15 protein-coding genes and 1 riboswitch are annotated in these 17,733 nt (G+C 36.5%); of the genes, 6 read left to right on the top strand and 9 right to left on the bottom strand.

Features of this window, described 5'->3' with window-relative positions:
- Window positions 1-242: 242 nt before the first annotated feature.
- Window positions 243-2,243, bottom strand: a complete 2,001-nt coding sequence (locus tag AC1DS7_RS04945) for an ABC transporter ATP-binding protein (protein WP_476998809.1) — start codon at window positions 2,241-2,243, stop codon at window positions 243-245.
- Window positions 2,240-4,000, bottom strand: coding sequence for an ABC transporter ATP-binding protein (locus AC1DS7_RS04940; RefSeq protein WP_476998808.1), 1,761 nt, complete (start codon window positions 3,998-4,000; stop codon window positions 2,240-2,242). The genes AC1DS7_RS04945 and AC1DS7_RS04940 overlap by 4 nt, the downstream gene beginning before the upstream one ends.
- A 628-nt stretch (window positions 4,001-4,628) precedes the next feature.
- On the opposite strand from AC1DS7_RS04940, the gene gapN reads away from it, so the two are divergent.
- The 4 genes from gapN to AC1DS7_RS04920 all read left to right on the top strand — a co-directional run bounded on the left by gapN (window position 4,629) and on the right by AC1DS7_RS04920 (window position 9,620).
- Complete coding sequence (gene gapN / locus AC1DS7_RS04935; protein WP_002010835.1) at window positions 4,629-6,068, top strand: NADP-dependent glyceraldehyde-3-phosphate dehydrogenase; 1,440 nt, start codon at window positions 4,629-4,631, stop codon at window positions 6,066-6,068.
- A gap of 177 nt (window positions 6,069-6,245) precedes the next feature.
- Window positions 6,246-6,427, top strand: a riboswitch (Lysine riboswitch).
- 146 nt (window positions 6,428-6,573) lie between these two features.
- On the top strand, window positions 6,574-7,998 hold the full coding sequence (locus tag AC1DS7_RS04930) for an amino acid permease (RefSeq protein ID WP_002010833.1): 1,425 nt from the start codon (window positions 6,574-6,576) through the stop codon (window positions 7,996-7,998).
- A 60-nt stretch (window positions 7,999-8,058) separates the two neighbouring features.
- Window positions 8,059-9,258 carry an ABC transporter permease gene (locus AC1DS7_RS04925; RefSeq protein WP_215588748.1) on the top strand — a complete coding sequence of 400 codons (1,200 nt, stop codon included), beginning with the start codon at window positions 8,059-8,061 and terminating at the stop codon, window positions 9,256-9,258.
- 158 nt (window positions 9,259-9,416) lie between these two features.
- Window positions 9,417-9,620: a hypothetical protein gene (locus AC1DS7_RS04920; RefSeq protein WP_002010828.1), complete on the top strand. Its 204-nt coding sequence runs from the start codon at window positions 9,417-9,419 to the stop codon at window positions 9,618-9,620.
- A gap of 51 nt (window positions 9,621-9,671) precedes the next feature.
- Here the strand turns inward: AC1DS7_RS04920 and AC1DS7_RS04915 are convergent, their stop codons facing one another.
- A complete protein-coding gene (locus AC1DS7_RS04915; protein ID WP_215588747.1) occupies window positions 9,672-10,934 on the bottom strand; it encodes an MDR family MFS transporter in 1,263 nt (420 codons plus the stop codon).
- A gap of 154 nt (window positions 10,935-11,088) precedes the next feature.
- On the opposite strand from AC1DS7_RS04915, the gene AC1DS7_RS04910 reads away from it, so the two are divergent.
- On the top strand, window positions 11,089-12,828 hold the full coding sequence (locus AC1DS7_RS04910; RefSeq protein WP_215588746.1) for an SgrR family transcriptional regulator: 1,740 nt from the start codon (window positions 11,089-11,091) through the stop codon (window positions 12,826-12,828).
- Window positions 12,829-12,846: 18 nt separating this feature from the next.
- On the opposite strand, the gene AC1DS7_RS04905 is transcribed toward AC1DS7_RS04910, so the two are convergent.
- Window positions 12,847-13,395: an NAD(P)H-dependent oxidoreductase gene (locus tag AC1DS7_RS04905; protein WP_476998807.1), complete on the bottom strand. Its 549-nt coding sequence runs from the start codon at window positions 13,393-13,395 to the stop codon at window positions 12,847-12,849.
- Window positions 13,396-13,414: 19 nt separating this feature from the next.
- The gene (locus AC1DS7_RS04900) at window positions 13,415-13,954 is read right to left on the bottom strand and encodes an ester cyclase (RefSeq protein WP_476998806.1); all 540 of its coding nucleotides are present in this window, start codon (window positions 13,952-13,954) and stop codon (window positions 13,415-13,417) included.
- Window positions 13,955-14,123: 169 nt separating this feature from the next.
- Here AC1DS7_RS04900 and AC1DS7_RS04895 point away from each other — a divergent pair, with 169 nt between their 5' ends.
- A complete protein-coding gene (locus AC1DS7_RS04895; RefSeq protein ID WP_002188429.1) occupies window positions 14,124-14,462 on the top strand; it encodes a winged helix-turn-helix transcriptional regulator in 339 nt (112 codons plus the stop codon).
- 53 nt (window positions 14,463-14,515) lie between these two features.
- Here the strand turns inward: AC1DS7_RS04895 and AC1DS7_RS04890 are convergent, their stop codons facing one another.
- From AC1DS7_RS04890 to AC1DS7_RS04875, 4 genes are all read right to left on the bottom strand, one after another.
- Window positions 14,516-15,718, bottom strand: a complete 1,203-nt coding sequence (locus AC1DS7_RS04890; protein ID WP_002125479.1) for an MFS transporter — start codon at window positions 15,716-15,718, stop codon at window positions 14,516-14,518.
- Between the two features lie 361 nt (window positions 15,719-16,079).
- Window positions 16,080-16,655, bottom strand: a complete 576-nt coding sequence (locus AC1DS7_RS04885) for a TetR/AcrR family transcriptional regulator (protein WP_002029987.1) — start codon at window positions 16,653-16,655, stop codon at window positions 16,080-16,082.
- Between the two features lie 138 nt (window positions 16,656-16,793).
- Window positions 16,794-17,108, bottom strand: a complete 315-nt coding sequence (locus AC1DS7_RS04880) for a DMT family transporter (RefSeq protein WP_000539672.1) — start codon at window positions 17,106-17,108, stop codon at window positions 16,794-16,796.
- 2 nt (window positions 17,109-17,110) lie between these two features.
- Complete coding sequence (locus AC1DS7_RS04875; RefSeq protein ID WP_061674986.1) at window positions 17,111-17,467, bottom strand: DMT family transporter; 357 nt, start codon at window positions 17,465-17,467, stop codon at window positions 17,111-17,113.
- Between the last annotated feature and the right edge of the window lie 266 nt (window positions 17,468-17,733).

Raw genomic sequence — 17,733 nt, 5'->3', positions numbered from 1 at the left:
CGAACAATTTTTCAATGAAAATGTTCTTATTTAGTTTAACCTTTTTCTTCATAATCAAACAAAATGGAAAAATAGCGCTACATACAAAAAATAAGTAACATTTTTTAATATAGCATTTATAAAGAAAAAGGTAAAACAATACCTACTTATTTATAAGTTTTTCAGCCGGTGAAATATATTAACTTCTAAGCGGACAATCCTATCAAAAAAGAACTTGCGAAAATCGCAAGTTCTTCTAAAAATTAAGCACTCTGGTTTCCTTCCATTTGCGTTTTATACATATCGTAATAACGCCCGCGCTTTTTCATTAATTCATCATGGGAACCTTTTTCCAAAATCGTTCCTCTATCAAGCACAATAATTTGATCAGCGCTCTTAATTGTTGAAAGACGATGAGCGATAATAAACGTCGTTCGTCCTTTCTTCACAACTTCTAGCGCTTGTTGAATCATCGCTTCTGTTTCTGTATCAATACTGGAAGTCGCTTCATCTAAAATTAAAATAGCAGGATCAAAAGCAAGTGCCCTAGCAAACGATATAAGCTGACGTTCTCCGGTTGAAAGTGTACTTCCTTTCTCCGTAATTTTTTCATCTATATTGTTCACAAACCTTTCCGCACCAACATCACGTAACGCCTTTACGATGTGATCTTTTGAAATTTTTTCATTTTCTAAGCTTACATTGGATGCCACTGTCCCGCTAAATAAAAACGGATCTTGCAATACAATTCCCATATGTTCACGTGTTGCTTGTTTCGGCATCTCTGTTACATCGTGACCATCAATCGTAAGCTTCCCTTTTTGAAATTCATAAAACTGAAAGAGCACATTCATAATGGAACTTTTTCCTGATCCAGTATGACCGACAAGTGCCACTGTCTCCCCTTGTTTCGCTTCAAAAGAAATATTTTTTAATACTTCATCTTTTCCATTGTAAGAAAACGAAACATTATCGAATTTCACATTTCCGGTTAAGCGAGGCATACGTTCTTCTTCTACTGCCTCTCCCTTTTCCTCTAGCAATTCAAAGACGCGCTCTGATGCAACACGCGATTGCTCTAAGTTAGCAAGTTGGTTCACCATGTTCGTAATTGGCGAGAACAATCTCGTTAAATAATCGACGAAAGCATACAGAATCCCTAGAGAAAGGAGGCCAGAAGTACTTAATGAAGCACCACCGAAATACCAAATTACACCTGTAAAAGCGATGTTTCTTAATACAGACACTAAATTATGCGAAGTTGCTGCATTTAAATTTAAAATTTTATTTTGATATTTAAAATAATCACCATTTAACTCTTCAAATTCCTTCTTCGTTTCATGTTCTTGACGAAATGCTTGAATAATTGGCATCCCTTGAATTGATTCATTCACTGTTCCGTTAATATCCGATAAACGCGAACGCATTTTATGATTGTATACAGACGCATACTTTCTATACATAATCGCCCAAACAATTAAAATTGGGATGATGAGTAAGCATAGTGCCGCCAGTTTTACATCAAGTAAAAATAGCGCAGCGAAAATCCCGATAATATAGATGATACTAGAGACGAATGTCGCAAGCACTGTTACATATAAATCACGAATCGCTTCTGTATCATTCGTTACACGCGATACAATTTTCCCTGCTGGTAAATGGTCAAAATAACGAATTGGCAACGTTTGAATATGGGAAAAGACGTCTTCCCTCATAATTTGAATAATTTTGTTTGCCGCCTTCTGTAAGAAGAACTGCTTTCCGTATGCAAATAATGATACGACTACTAATAAAGCGAAATATCCACCGCCAAGTAGTAATAACCTATTTATTTCTGGTTTATAAAACGCAAATACTTCTTCTTTCGTTAAGGCTTTCGATTTATACACTTGCACTGCCTTACCACTTTGTACTGTAAGCACATCTCCCTTAACAGAACGAGTTCCTTCAAGCGTTATTTTATTCGGTACAAAATAGTACTGAAAACCAACTTGAATCACTCGGACTTCTTTCCCTTTTTGCTCACCTTGTTCAAAGCGATCACTTCGCTTATAAAAGGCGCCATTATATGAAACAGCATCCTCACTCTTTTCTGTTTCATACCAGGGTCTCTCTATTCCAACGATATGCTCATCGATCATCGTTTTTGCGACGAAAGGACCCGCGAGTTCTGCAATAACGAAAACAAATAGCATCGCCATCGCTGCAAAAATCGGCCCTTTTACTTTCATCGCGTATTGAAACAATCGTTTTGAAACACTCATATTTTCACCCCACTATCCGTACTTTCACTTTCACCTTGTTGTCTTTCGAACTGCTCTGCATACCAGCCCCCATTTCGAACGAGCGCTTCATGCGAACCTTCTTCAATAACCTCACCGTTATCCATAACGAGAATCCAATCAGCATGCTGCACTGCTGACAAACGATGCGTTGTTATAATCGTCGTCTTCCCGCTTCTTTCTGTTCGTATGTTTTCAATAATTGCCGCTTCAGTACGAGCATCAACAGCTGATAAAGAATCGTCCAAAATTAAAATTTCCGGATTTTGAATAACAGCCCTCGCAATCGAAATCCTTTGCTTTTGCCCACCTGATAAAGAAACTCCTTTCTCTCCAACAAGCGTTTCTAAACCTTCCGGTAAAAACTCTAAATCCTTTTTAAACGCAGCTATTTCAATCGCTTTTTCAAGTTCTTCTTCAGTCGCTTCTCTGTTTCCGAATAAAATATTTTCCTTCGCTGTTTTTGAGAACAAAATGTGTTCCTGAGGTACATACCCAATCCAGCCAAGTACGTTATCATTCGTAATTTTATCTAGCTTCACATCAGAAACCGCAATATCCCCTTCCCCAAGTGGATATTGACGAAGAAACTGACGAACGAGCGTCGTTTTCCCGCTTCCTGTCTTCCCAACAACTCCAAGTGTCTCTCCTTGTTTTAAAGAGAACGAAACATTTTTCAAATTCGTTTCATTTGATGAAGGATATGAAAAAGTAACATTATCAAATTCAATGTAATCTGGCTCTTGTACAACCTTTGGATCTTTCGGATTCTTTACATCCGGTTCATAAGCTAACGTTTCATTTACACGGTCGAGCGACGCATTTCCTCTTTGCATAACATTAATCAATTCACCAATTGCAAACATCGGCCAAATCATCATCCCTAAATAGACGTTAAAAGAAACGAGCTCACCAAGTGTCACCTTTGATTGGAATACGAGATATGCACCGTACACTAAACCAATTAAATAACTAAGACCGACGAGCATTTTTACAGTTGGCTGGAATAATGCATCGATTCTTGCTACTCTCATATTTTTCTCGTATACGTCATCTCCTAAATGATGAAACCTTTCTTGATCAGCATTCTCCTGTACATACGCACGAATAACGCGTACACCCGCAATTGATTCAAGTACTTTATCGTTCATATCCCCGAACGCATCTTGCGCGACTGTAAATCTTTCATGCAACTTCTTTCCGTATCTATTCATCGCATACGCCATAATCGGAAGCGGTATAAGCGCAGCAAATGTTAACTGCCAACTAATTGAAAAGCCCATCATACAAACGATTGTAAGCATATATAGACTAGAATCAACGAGCGTTAATATACCAAAACCAGCTGTCATGGAGATTGCTTTTAAATCATTTGTCGCTCTCGCCATTAAATCGCCAGTACGATTTTTTTGATAAAACGTCGGTGTCATCTTAAGTAAATGCCCCATAAATTTTGAACGCATCGTTTTCTCAAGTACGAACGCACCGCCAAATAGTTGGTGCTGCCAAATGAAAGTAAGTACATACCCAACAATCGTTACCCCAAGTAAAATAAGAATATATTGCATAATCGCCTCATTCGTTAAGGCTCCCGTTTTAATATTATCAATTGTAATTCCTAACACTTTCGGTGGAATTACCTCTATCACGTTTACAATTAAAAGTACCCCAATTGCAATACTATACCTTTTCCAATGCTCTCTAAAAAACCAGCTTAACTTTAGTAATACTGAAAACAATATAACCTCTCCTTTCTCGTTCCCGTTTGATTCACATTTCTTTATCCGCTATCCAAACCCATCACATTTACATTTCGTAAGCCATACAATTTCATCACATTTTTCCACCTTCCAAATTCTAATTTTTTATAGTAACAAGGAAAACAAACAAAAAAAAGCATACCGCCGCTTGACGATATGCAATAGAATGCATAAAAGCGTACGTTACGATATACGCAACGTACGCTTCTCATAAGACAAAAAGGTCCTATATATCCGCACGGGTTGCGTAATGATATGAATGTTTTCCGCCATTTAACAGAGCTAAGCCCATTACATTTACGATTACAATCATTACGCACACCCCCTTCATTTATTTTCCATTTATAATCTTACAACTTTATTGAGTATTCTGTCAATTATTTTTTTCGCTTTAGAATAAAATAATCTTTTATCACAAAAAATAAAAGTGATGCATTCTGCTTATAATTCAGTTTGAAATAAGAGAATCTTCTGTAAGAAAGGGCATACAAAATAAAAAAATAGTAAGAAATCGTTTTCACAAACATTTCATTTGAAAAATATTATCAAACCACCTACAATCACCTTATACTCACTCTTACAAGTTGCTATTTTAGGAGGACTAATCATGACAACTAGCAATACGTACAAATTTTATTTAAACGGAGAATGGAGAGAAAGCTCTTCAGGTCAAACAATCGACATTCCATCTCCATACTTACACGAAGTAATTGGGCAAGTACAAGCAATTACTCAAGGAGAAGTAGATGAAGCAATTGCATCTGCAAAAGAAGCTCAAAAATCATGGGCTGAAGCTTCTCTACAAGATCGCGCAAAATATTTATATAAATGGGCTGATGAGCTCGTAAATATGCAAGATGAAATTGCCGATATCATTATGAAAGAAGTCGGTAAAGGCTATAAAGATGCGCAAAAAGAAGTCGTTCGTACAGCTGACTTAATTCGTTACACAGTTGACGAAGCACTTCACATGCACGGTGAAAGCATGATGGGTGATAGCTTCCCTGGTGGATCTAAATCTAAACTTGCGATTATTCAGCGCGCACCACTTGGTGTTGTATTAGCAATTGCACCATTTAACTACCCAGTAAACTTATCTGCTGCAAAACTTGCACCAGCACTTATTATGGGTAACGCTGTTATCTTCAAACCAGCAACTCAAGGTGCAATTAGCGGTGTTAAAATGGTTGAAGCACTTCATAAAGCTGGCCTTCCAAAAGGTCTTGTAAACGTAGCTACAGGACGCGGTTCTGTAATTGGTGACTACTTAGTAGAACATCCTGGCGTAAATATGGTATCGTTCACAGGTGGTACAAATACAGGTAAACATTTAGCGAAAAAAGCTGCGATGATTCCACTTGTATTAGAACTTGGTGGTAAAGATCCTGGTATCGTTTGTGAAGATGCAGACTTACAAGAAGCTGCAAAGCATATCGTAAGCGGTGCATTCTCTTACTCAGGTCAACGTTGTACAGCTATTAAGCGTGTACTTGTACATGAAAATGTAGCAGACGAACTAGCTGGCTTATTAAAAGAGCAAGTAGCTGAACTATCAGTTGGATCTCCAGAACAAAACAGCACAATCGTTCCATTAATCGACGACAAATCTGCTGACTTCGTTCAAGGTTTAATTGACGATGCTGCTGAAAAAGGTGCAACAATCGTTATCGGTAACAAACGTGAGCGCAACCTAATTTATCCAACATTAATCGACAACGTAACAGAAGAAATGAAAGTTGCTTGGGAAGAGCCATTTGGCCCAATCCTTCCAATCATCCGTGTTTCTTCTGACGAACAAGCGATTGAAATTGCTAACAAATCAGAGTTCGGTCTGCAAGCAAGTGTCTTCACAAAAGACATTAACAAAGCATTTGCAATTGCTAACAAAATCGACACTGGTTCTGTTCAAATTAACGGACGCACAGAGCGCGGCCCTGACCACTTCCCATTCATCGGTGTAAAAGGTTCAGGTATGGGCGCACAAGGTATTCGTAAGAGCCTTGAGTCTATGACTCGTCAAAAAGTAACTGTATTAAACTTAGTTTAATCTTATATGTAGCAGCTGATCTAATATTTAGGTCAGCTGCTTTTTAGTTAAAATCCTCCGGGACCTAATAACAAATTCTTCTCTATAATCTGATTATTACTATATCCATTGACGTATAAAAATACATTTGTTACTCTTAAACATGTTAATTTAATACATAAATCCTCATTCGTATCTCGGTGAGGTAGAGGTTGCAGTCATTAAGAGTATCATTTCAGGAGATGTAGTGGCATTGATGAAGAAATGAGAAAGGAATGATTGCCGAAGTAAGTCGTGTCCACCATGCACGCTTGCTGGGTCTGCATTTAATAAGTGCAGAACTGTCACAAACGTTTCGTTTGTGGAGAGCTATCGAGAGGTATGTCGTGGGTTTCTTATAAGATAGAAAGCATGTAGCGGCAAATTACGTGCTTTTTTTGTTTTGTTTGGACCTTCTCTTCCTTATCAGGAAGACATACATATCTCCTCGCTTGACTTGGTTATACTAACTTTGGAGGTATTTTCTATGCAACAAAAAAAATGGGGCTTTTGGGTACTAACAGCTTTCGTTGTCGGTAACATGGTTGGCGCTGGTATTTTCATGGTGCCAAGTACGTTAGCACAAACAGCAAGCCCACTCGGTGTCACTTTAGCTTGGTTAACAACAGGGTTTGGTGTTTTAATGCTAGCTCTTGTTTTCGGTAATTTAGCAATTCGTCGTCCTGATTTAACGACAGGACCACAAAGTCATGCATATGCTTTATTCTCAACACCAAAAAGAAAGAAAATGGCTGGTTTCAGCATGGTATGGGGATATTGGGTTGCAAACTGGGCAAGTAACGTTGCCATTATTACATCTTTCGCGGGATATTTATCGCTCTTCTTCCCAATTATGAAAGATACACGACTACTATTTTCAATTGGCTCTTTCAATATAGAAGTTGGAAAACTAATTACATTTACTATTTGTTCCATCTTACTTTGGGGAACACATTTAATTTTAACAAACGGTGTAAGCGGAGCTGGGAAGCTAAACTTCTTAGCAACAACGACGAAAGTGACTGGATTCCTTCTATTCATCGTCGTTACGTTATTTGCGTTCGAAGCTTCAAAGTTTGGACAATGGTACACACCAATGATCGATAAAGAAGGCGTATCACACGGCCTCCTTTCACAAGTAAATTTAGCGGCTCTTACAACACTTTGGGCATTTATCGGGATTGAATCAGCCGTTCTTTTATCAAACCGAGCTACCTCTCCAAAAACGGTAAAACGCGCAACTGTTGCAGGATTACTTATCACAGTTGCAATTTACTTAGGAATTACAATTTTAACAATGGGTGTACTTCACGTTGATAAATTACAAGCTTCTGAACGTCCATTAGCAGATGCATTAAACGCTGCAATGGGTCATGGTGGCGGGAAACTTATGGCATTACTTGCTCTTACTTCCCTATTCGGTTCAATATTAGGCTGGATTTTATTAAGCTCAGAAGTACCTTATCAAGCAGCAAAAGAAGGTTTCTTCCCTTCCTTCTTCGCAAAAACGAATAAAAAAGGAAGTCCAATTCATTCACTACGATTAACAAACATTATGTCGCAAGTGTTCTTATTCTCAACATTATCAGGAACAATTGCGGAAGCTTATACATTCGTTATTACCGTATCAACACTGGCCTACCTCATTCCATATCTCGTTTCACCAATATTCCAGTTAAAACTAGTCGCAACTGGTGAAACATATAAAAATGAAATGGGTTCAAGAATTATGGATGGTGTAGTTGCAGTTATCGCACTTTGCTATGCACTATGGGTTATTAAAACCGGCGCATCCGATATAAAAACATTTCTTCTCGGAATTGGTTTATTCGGGATTGGCTTTGCCTTCTATCCATTAATGAATCGTGATCAGAAAAAAAATAAAGAAAAGAAAAACGAGCAAGTTGCGTAACGCAATTTGCTCGTTTTTTACTTTATAAAACATATATAATAGAAAAAAGAGGTGAAAAACATGTCAATCGAATCACTATGGAGCTCTCGCTTTCAACAACATATTCAAAATGCCATCACATACTTTGCACGTATGATTAACGGTTTACTATATAGCTTCATCTTCGTCTCATGTGTAGGTGCATATTATTACGCTAAGTTTCTTAAAACGGATCCTTCTAAAGGAATATCTTTATTACTCATCACGATCGTACTTACACTCATTATAACGAGATGCCAAGTTCGCACATTTATTCAAAAACCGGACGCTGTCTATTTACTTGCATTAGAAGAGAAATTAACATCTTATTTTAAAAAATCTCTTCTATATAATTACATCATTCAGCTTTTCCCGCTTATATTTACGTTCCTTGTTATCGTACCGCTTGCCATGCAATCATTACAACTAACCGTACCTTTCTTATGTACAATCTTTATAATTTTAATGATTCTAAAGGGCTGGAACATATACATACATTGGATGTGGCGTGATAGTTATGAAAAAAGCATATGGTTTATCATTCGCATTGCTTGTAACGCCCTGATCATTTACATGCTGTTTTATGTTGCAAATATCATTGTGCTAGGCGGCTTACTATTACTTCTTGCCTTCCTACTCCTATATACAAAAAAACAGCCCACAAAGCGAATACCGTGGGAATACATAATTGAGCAAGAAGAAAAAATGGACATACGTTTCTATCAATTCGCTAGCATCTTCACTGATGTTCCGCAGCTAAAAAAACAAGTAAACGGCAGAAAATGGCTTACAAATTGGATCGAACCTTTACTACATAAAAAACGAGCTACTTTCTTCTATTTACATACACTTGCATTTTTACGTGGTAATGATTATTTCGGTATATATATTCGCTTGGGGGTAATCGGTGCTTTCATCCTATATTTTGTTCCGAATATATACGTAAAAGGTGCTATCGCTTATATCATCCTATATATGATTTCTATGCAGCTTCGTTCTCTGTGGAAATATTTTTCAGGAAATATTATTGTAGCATTATATCCAATTGATACTGAAAAACGAATGAATCAATTTCTCCGCTTAATCTTTATATTGCTAAGCATTCAACTCATTGTATTTTCAAGTGTTATACTCATTGCTACAGGACAATTACTACATGCTTTGATTATTATGCTAATCGGCGTACTTTGGATAAAGTTTATTATTGTACCAAAAACGAAGAAACGAATTTCTTCATTTTAACGAGAAAAGAGGCTGCACATAACAGCCTCTTTTCTCGTCCTAAAATTTATAATCACTTTTCATAGGCATTTCTCATATAGTGAAAATGACTATACAATTCCTATCCATACGTTAATAATGATTTCGCACATATAAATAAAAAAGATAGGAGCTCTATTATGAACAACAATCCGCCTGCAACGCCCCAAAACAACTCAGAAGAAAATAGCCGTGACATTAAATTGCAAACATTACGAGTCATCGGACTCATCGTCCTTATTAGTGGTTATATCCTCGTCGCTCTCTCAGAAGTAGGTGAGCTGAAAACCTTATTAACAAACCCTAACGCCAATCCTGATTTAGCTGAAGTTGATCCGTTTTAAAAATTATATAAAAAGCGAGTCCCAGTATAACTGGTTCGCTTTTATATAGTTTCATCCAATCTGAGAAACATTTCCTTCATTCTGATACTTCTCTTTCCCTATCGCCTTCATAAATAATAAAATACTGCTCATACCAACGATGAAATATAGAGTGCTCATGCCCCAAGATGCAATAAACGAGCCTAGCATAACACCTAATGCCCCATTCATTTTTGCCACTTGAAAGACCATTCCGTTAATCGCCATATAAGAGCCTCTTGCCTCATTCGGCACCATATCTGCCATAATAGATTGACGAACCGGCACATACATCATCTCTCCTACAGTTTGGAAAAGCCCTGCGATTAATAAGATCCATAAACTATTGCTCGTTCCGAGTATTGTAAATCCAATTGTATAAATGAATAAGCCTACATATAAAATTTTTAAATCGTTAAAGCTTTTCAGCATTTTAATAAGAAGCGCCGAACATAACACAACTAAAATTGTATTCTCTGCTGAAATCCAGCTGAGCATTCGAATACCTGTTAAATCGAATCTAAAACCATTCCCAAAGAAAAAGTGCACCGTTTCAAATTCCTTCTGTAAACGTATCCCTAAATAATTATTAATTTGAAACTCTAACGATAGTGTACATATACTTGCTGCACAAAAAATTAAAAACGCTCTATCTTTCATCACGACTTTATAACTATCTGCCATATCTTTTAATACATTTTTCTTCTCCACCGTTTTTCGTGCCACATACACTTCTTCCATATATACAGCCATCACATATAAAGTAATGACCGCAACAGCCGTTAATACGATAAACAATTGTAATCTATAATTTTCAAATAATAACCCACCAAATATTGCTCCAATCGCAATTGATAAGTTAATAGCCCAGTAGTTAATGCTGTACATCACTTTTCGATTTTCAGGTGTACTCACATCTATTAACATCGCTTCCGTCGCTGGATTCATAAGTCCAGATCCTAAACTATTCACTAACATAAACACAAATGTTAGCCACGGTGAATCTACATAATCTGAGTTCGCAACTCCCATACAAGCTATGGAAACGACTTGTATACTTTGGCCGATAATCATTACTTTTTTACGACCGAGCCGATCTCCAACATACCCACCATATAAACCGATAATTAATGCAGCTAGCACATTGATGAGTAATAAAGCACCAGCAATCGCACTACCTAATTTTATTGAAAAATAAATCGCCATAAATGGAAAAATCATTGTGGATACAGTGCGTGTTAAAAACGAAGTTATAATTCTAATTTTTATATTTCGGTGCATACTCCAAAATCCCATTGTTTCCCCCTCCTTATGCTTATTCATTTTACTTTGAAAAAGAGGAAGAAAAAGGTTAGAATATTCTAAAGAGTTCCCCCTTTTATCCCGCATTAACGGGCAGTAAGACCCCCACTGATTAAAGTTTCACTTTATTATAGAAGGAAGTGTATATATGAAAATTATGGACTATTACATTCGTTTAAGATTACATGCACAAGACCAACAACATATACGAAATAGCTTACAAGAATTAGCGGATGTTTTATATTGCAGTACGAAAAACGTAAAGATTTTATTAAAGAAAATGAACGAGGAGCAATTCATTAAGTGGACACCAGGGCGTGGTCGCGGAAATAAAACAGAAATTATATTTGCACATACTTTAGCAGAAGCGATTGAATCCTATACAGATGAACTGTTGACCCAAGAAAAATTAAAAGATGTCTTTCTTCTTTTAAAAGAGCCCCTTCCTCTTGCAATTCAAAAAAAGATAGAAAATAAACTACATCATCATTTTGGATACGAACCTTCAAATGATATGTATGACATATTGAAGATCCCTATATCAAGAAAGATATTACCATTAGATCCCGCTTTTACGGCTGTAACAACAGAGGGTCATCTTATTAACCAAATTTTTGATACATTAGTCATTTATAACGATATTACAGAAAAAATGGAACCACACATTGCACATACGTGGGAATTAAGCGAAGACGGGCTTACGTGGACGTTTCATTTACGAAAAGATATATATTTTCATAACGAAACTGTTCTAACTTCTAAAGATGTACAATTTTCATTTGAAAGATTGCAGCAAGCTCAATCTCCTTACGCATGGTTAACACAGGAAATTGTTCAAATTGAAACACCATCACCACTGCAAATTCGATTCCATTTAGCAAAACCTAACGTTTTTTTCTTACGTTATGTGAGTTCCATGCAACTCGCAATTTTACCGCATGATGCAGTTATTCAAAATCATCACTACATAGGTACTGGACCTTTTAAACTTACTCATTACTCTGAAGACAATATCGTACTCGAAGCGTTCACCCATTACTTTAAAGAGCGTGCGTTATTAGACCGTATTGAATTTTGGAGTATTCCTGATCATTTGCAAATAGATGCTGATTATGAACTACCAAATGAAGAGGAAAATGAAAGGCATGATATACAAATAGAAGAAATAGGTTGTATTTATGCTAGCTTCAACTTTACAAAACCTGGTCCTCATCACGACATTCACTTTCGAAAAGCTTGGAGAGAACTATATGACGTTGAAACGATACTTCATAGCATAGAGGGCAGACGAACAATTGCTGCATCAAGCTTTTTTCCTGAAAGAAGCCGCCAAGTTCCTAACAGGTCCTACTCTTTAGAAAAAGCGAAAGAGTATTTAAAAAAGAGCACCTATAATGGCGAAACGATACATATTTATTTCTTCGCATTTAAAGATAGTGCAAATGATGCACATTTCCTAAAAGAACGCTGCGAACAATTAGGAGTACACGTAGAACTTCACCCATTTCTCGTTTCAGATTATATGGATCGTTCTATTGATAAACATGCGGATATTATTTTCATGGGGGAAGTATTTGCTACCGATCATGAAATTGCATTTTTAAATGTATTTAAAAATAAAAGTTGCTTCGTAAATCGATTCATGGACCCACACTATGCAAAACAAATTAATTGTTTACTTGATACCTTTTTATTAGAAGACAATAAAGAAAAACGGTATAGGCTCATGTATGAGATTGAAGAGTTTTTACAAGCTGAAAACATCATTTTATTTAACTATCACGTTTTAAAAAGAAAAACATACCCTTCTTCTTTAAAAAACGTAACAATTGATTCATTCGGTTGGGCGAATTTTGCGAAGTTATGGATACAGCCATCCCCGCATTAAATACGGGGATGACTGTAATTATTGAATGACTTCTTCTAAATGGTTCTTCAAGTCCTCTAGATAATTCTCAACAGTAGGATTTTTCACCACATCATAACAAGCAAAACTCTTTAACGGACTCATACCAAGAAACTTCTGCACACGATGTAAATGACTAAGTGCTGATTCTAAACTTTCTCCTTCAAAGAACTTCGTCTTATCTCCGAATGCTTTTTCAGGTGCATTCCAAGTTGTAGAAAACATATACTGCTTCTCTTTTAATAAACCACCTGTTCCATATTCATCTGCACCTTTAAAGAACAAACCGTATTCATACACTTCATCCATATATGTTTTAAATAATCCCGGTACACTAAACCAGTAAATAGGTGTTTGATAAATTACAACATCAGCCCATAAAAACTTTTCTTGCTCTTCCTTAATACTGTATCCATCTTGAATCGTCGTTGTTTTCACATAATGATTCTCACTTAATACAGTTATCATATAATCAACTAACGTTCTATTTAATCGTCCTTCTTTCGTACCGTATTTTTCATGTCCATTTATAATAAATATATTTTTCATCACTTTTCTCTCCCTTATTTTACTCTTCAGCTATTAACCCAAGTTGTTGTTTCAGCGTAAGATTATCTTCTAAATGCCAATCTTCCGTTATCTTGCCATCCTTCACATGCAAAATATCAATTGCAAAAAAATTGATTTTCTTATCATTATGAGTTCCTGTAAAAGAAAGACGAGCTGTTACTTTATCACCAACGACTAATAAATCTTCAATCTCGCAATGTATATCAGGAACGACTTTGCGAAAATTTTGTGCTGCAAGCTTTAATCCTTCAGTGCCTTGTGGTCGACCTTTCGGCAGTGTGTTATCGAAAAAATTTTCAGTAACCGTCTGCGGAATAAGTTCCTCTCTACCTGTATCCCAAAATGCATAAAAGCGCTGGGCTGCATGAACCATTTCTGTCGCTTCTTTTTTGCCTAGTGAAGGATCGATTGTCATTGTTTTTGGCTTCGGCATTTCCTTCAATAATTGGATTTCAGCTTTTTGCTCACCACTACATGCTACAAGCACAATACAAATGACAAAAAAACTAAGAAACATAAACAACTTTTTCATACCCATGGAAATCACCTCCTCCTCATACAAACCCTTTGTATTTCGTATTGCTATTGTATATGCACTAACTTCCTTTATGGAAGTAGTGATATTTTTTTCATATAGTTACCAAAAGTATAGTTTTGTGATACGATAAGGAAAATTCATTCAAAAATTTTTTATGGAGGCTATTTCCATGAGCAATATAGATCCAGTTGTATTAACGAAAGGTTTACCTGGTATACCTTGTCCTATCGCTAAAACGCTTGACGTAATTAGTACAAAATGGACGTTTTTAATCATTCGCGATCTTCTTATCGAAGGAACATTAAGATTTAGCGATTTACAAAAATCAATGGATGGGATTAGTCCGAAAACTTTATCGCTTCGCCTAAAAGAATTGGAAACGCAAGGGATTATAACGAGAAAAGTATACCCAGAAGTTCCGCCTCGCGTAGAGTACACGTTAACGGATAAAGGAAAGCAATTAGAGGGGATATTTATTGAATTAAAGCGGTTTGGATTAAGTTTATAAACGAAAAGCCCCTTACCATAAAAATAGTAAGAGGCTTTTCGTTATTCACTACATTACTTCGCAAAACTTTGAGCTAGTTGTTTCTCTCTCCACATAAATGTAATGCCGAGACCAACGATTAAAACAACACCTGAAAATGCATATGGATAATTAATGTTTATATCAAATAATATTCCGCCCATCGCTGGTCCTGCGATATTTCCTAAACTCGTATACGTTGAGTTCATACCAGCAACGAATCCTTGCTCTTTTCCAGCTGCTTTTGATAAAAACGTCGTTAAAGCTGGACGAAGCAAATCAAATGCTAGGAAAATAAAGCAAGTAACGAGAAGTACAATCCAATAATTAAAGACTACAGTTGAGACGAATGCTAATACTGCACCTACAATTAAACATATTTGAATTAATACTTTCTCACCGAACATGTCAACCAATTTGCCAAACATAAATACTTGCACAACTACCCCAAAGATGGAGCTAATCGTAATAATTGCAGCAATATCTTTCGGTGTGAAACCAAACTTATGATCAGAGAACAGGCTAAACACAGTTTCATATGCTGATAATCCAAATGCGAGTACAAATACAATAATAAATGCGATTGCATACATTGGATTTAATGATTTCTTTAAATCTCCGATAAAGCTGGATTCTTTCGTATTAGCAGAAATCTCTGCAAGTTCTTCTTTCGTTAACGGCTCTTTCAAAATAAATATAGAAATCACGCATGCAACAAAGGCAATCACTGCTGCCACAAAGAACGGCACACGTATACCGTATTCTGCAATAAACCCGCCGATTCCAGGCCCTATAATAAATCCGGTGCTGATAGCTGCTGAAAGATAGCCCATCGCCTTTGGACGTTCTTGAATAGAAGTAATATCAGCAACATATGCCGTAACACCCGGCATAATAAACGCGGCACTAATTCCGCCTAACACCCTCGCTGCATAAAGCATCCACACATCTGTACCTAATCCAAAAAGAAGCTCTGAAACACCAAAAATAAATAATCCAATGATTATCATTTTCTTCCTACCGTAAATGTCGACCCAACGACCCGTAATAGGTGAAGTAATAAGCTGCGCCATCGCAAACACTGCAACGAGATAACCCATCGTCTTTCCTGTTAAATTCATATCATTCATAAAGGACGGCATAACCGGAATGATTAATCCAATCCCTAAAAAAGCGATAAATATATTACTCAAAAGAATGATCAATACCATCTTTTGTTCTTTTATCGGTTTCTTCAATTTTTAACACCTCTTCCCGTAGTTCCTCTCAAAAATAATGCCCAAGAAGCTTTTTCTTTATCCTGCTATTTGTGGGCTCATACTGAGTAAAGATGTCCCCACTCATTAGAATTTCACTCTATCCTTCCACACATACATAAACACAGGGTGAATGACTATCATTCAGTTTCCCGCAGAAATGAACCTACCTTTTCAGACAGGTTCATCTTACTACTTCTTTATCCCGCATTAACGGGCAGTAAGACTCCCACCTCAAAATTCAGCGAATGCGAGGAAGTTAGGTGGGAGATAACTGCCCTTAAATGCCCGATTGGTGAAGGCTAATAAACAGTGGGGATGAACCCTCCCACTGTTTAAAGTTTCACTTTATATGTAGTGCATGTGTTAAAAAATCTAGTACTTCTGCCTTTTGTAGCTCGACTTGCTCATCATCTTTATGATCATATAAATAAACTTGTTCCGCTGCTGATTCAACAAGAGCGATAAATAACTTCGCTGTTCGCTCTGCGTGAACCGAATCACGAATTTCACCTGATTCTTTTGCCTCACTTAAAAAGTCACTTAGCCATATATAAAGAGGCTCATATACAGCTTCCCATTCTTTTATATGTTCAGTTGATGCAAGGCCCGCATACATTAATGCTTGTATTTCACGATATTCAGCTATAAAGGTAAATACTGCATCTATTACTTGCTCAACTTTACTTGAAAAAGGTGAATCGTTCTGTACTTTTTCTTTCACTGCAAGTATCATCTTCTCAACCATCACTTCTGCTATTGCAGGCATAACAGATAACTTAGAAGGAAAATATAAATAGAAAGTTCCTTGTGCAATGCCAGCCAATTTCACGATATCAGAAATCTTCGTTTTTTCAACGCCCTTTTCCTGAAACACTTCAATAGCTGCATAGACAATTTTTTCTTTTTTATTCATCATCTAAACCCTTTCACACGCGTATTGAATGACTGTCACTCATTTTATAAAATAATTAGCTGTACTGTCAATCATCGTGCACTTTTCATAATAAAAATCTCCCAACAAATCGTTAGGAGATTTAACTTTAATATCCTTTTCTTATGAAAGAGCCTTTAATCCCGTAACTCCACATACGATAAGAGCTACACTAATCAAACGTGCCTTACTTTTTGATTCACCAAACAGAAACATATTTAATAAAACAGCTCCTGCTGTTCCAATGCCAATCCAAACCGCATAAGCTACACTTACTTGTAAGAACAAGAAAGATGTGTATAAGAATGCGAAGGAAGTTGCAAATCCACCTATATAAATCGCTCCATTTGCTAACGTCTTATCTTTACTATACATTTTAAGGCCTATCACACCGACTATTTCACTAATTGCAGCACAAAATACGAAAAACCAACCCATTTTTAAGCAGCTCCTTTCACAATTTCTTCCGCGGTTTCTTCTTTATTATCAGCCAGTTTTAAACCGATAACGCCCGCTACAACCATCACGATAAAGAATAGTTTTCCTACACTGAAACTGCCGCCGAAAAGGAATACATCCATTAGGAAAGTACCTACCGTACCAGCTCCGGCAAACACAGCGTATACAGTCCCTGTTGCAAGATGTTCGCACGCTTTCGATAGGAAGTAAAAATCAACAGCGATAACTCCTACAATAATGACCCAATGCCACCAAGTATGGGCTGTATTAAAACCAAACACCCAAAAAACTTCAAAAATACATGTTAATACGACATATAACCAAGCTTTATTTTTCATATCTCTCACCTTCTATTATTTACTGACTGACCGTCAGTCATTTTTAGTTTAAAAAATATAATCTCACTCTAACTACTCTTTAAAAAACCAATATCATCCTCATTTATCCTTATATTTGTTCCGTTATTAAGCTAACTACATATAAAAGTTGCTTATCTACACCCTTTCATAGAAAAAATGACTGAATGTCATTCATAAATATTTTACATGACCAATTGATAAAGTGTCAACACCCGGATTCTATTAACCAAAAAATATTTTAAATT

The organism is Bacillus sp. P4_E1, assembly GCF_056401715.1.
This window is presented reverse-complemented; position numbering and strand designations above follow the sequence as displayed.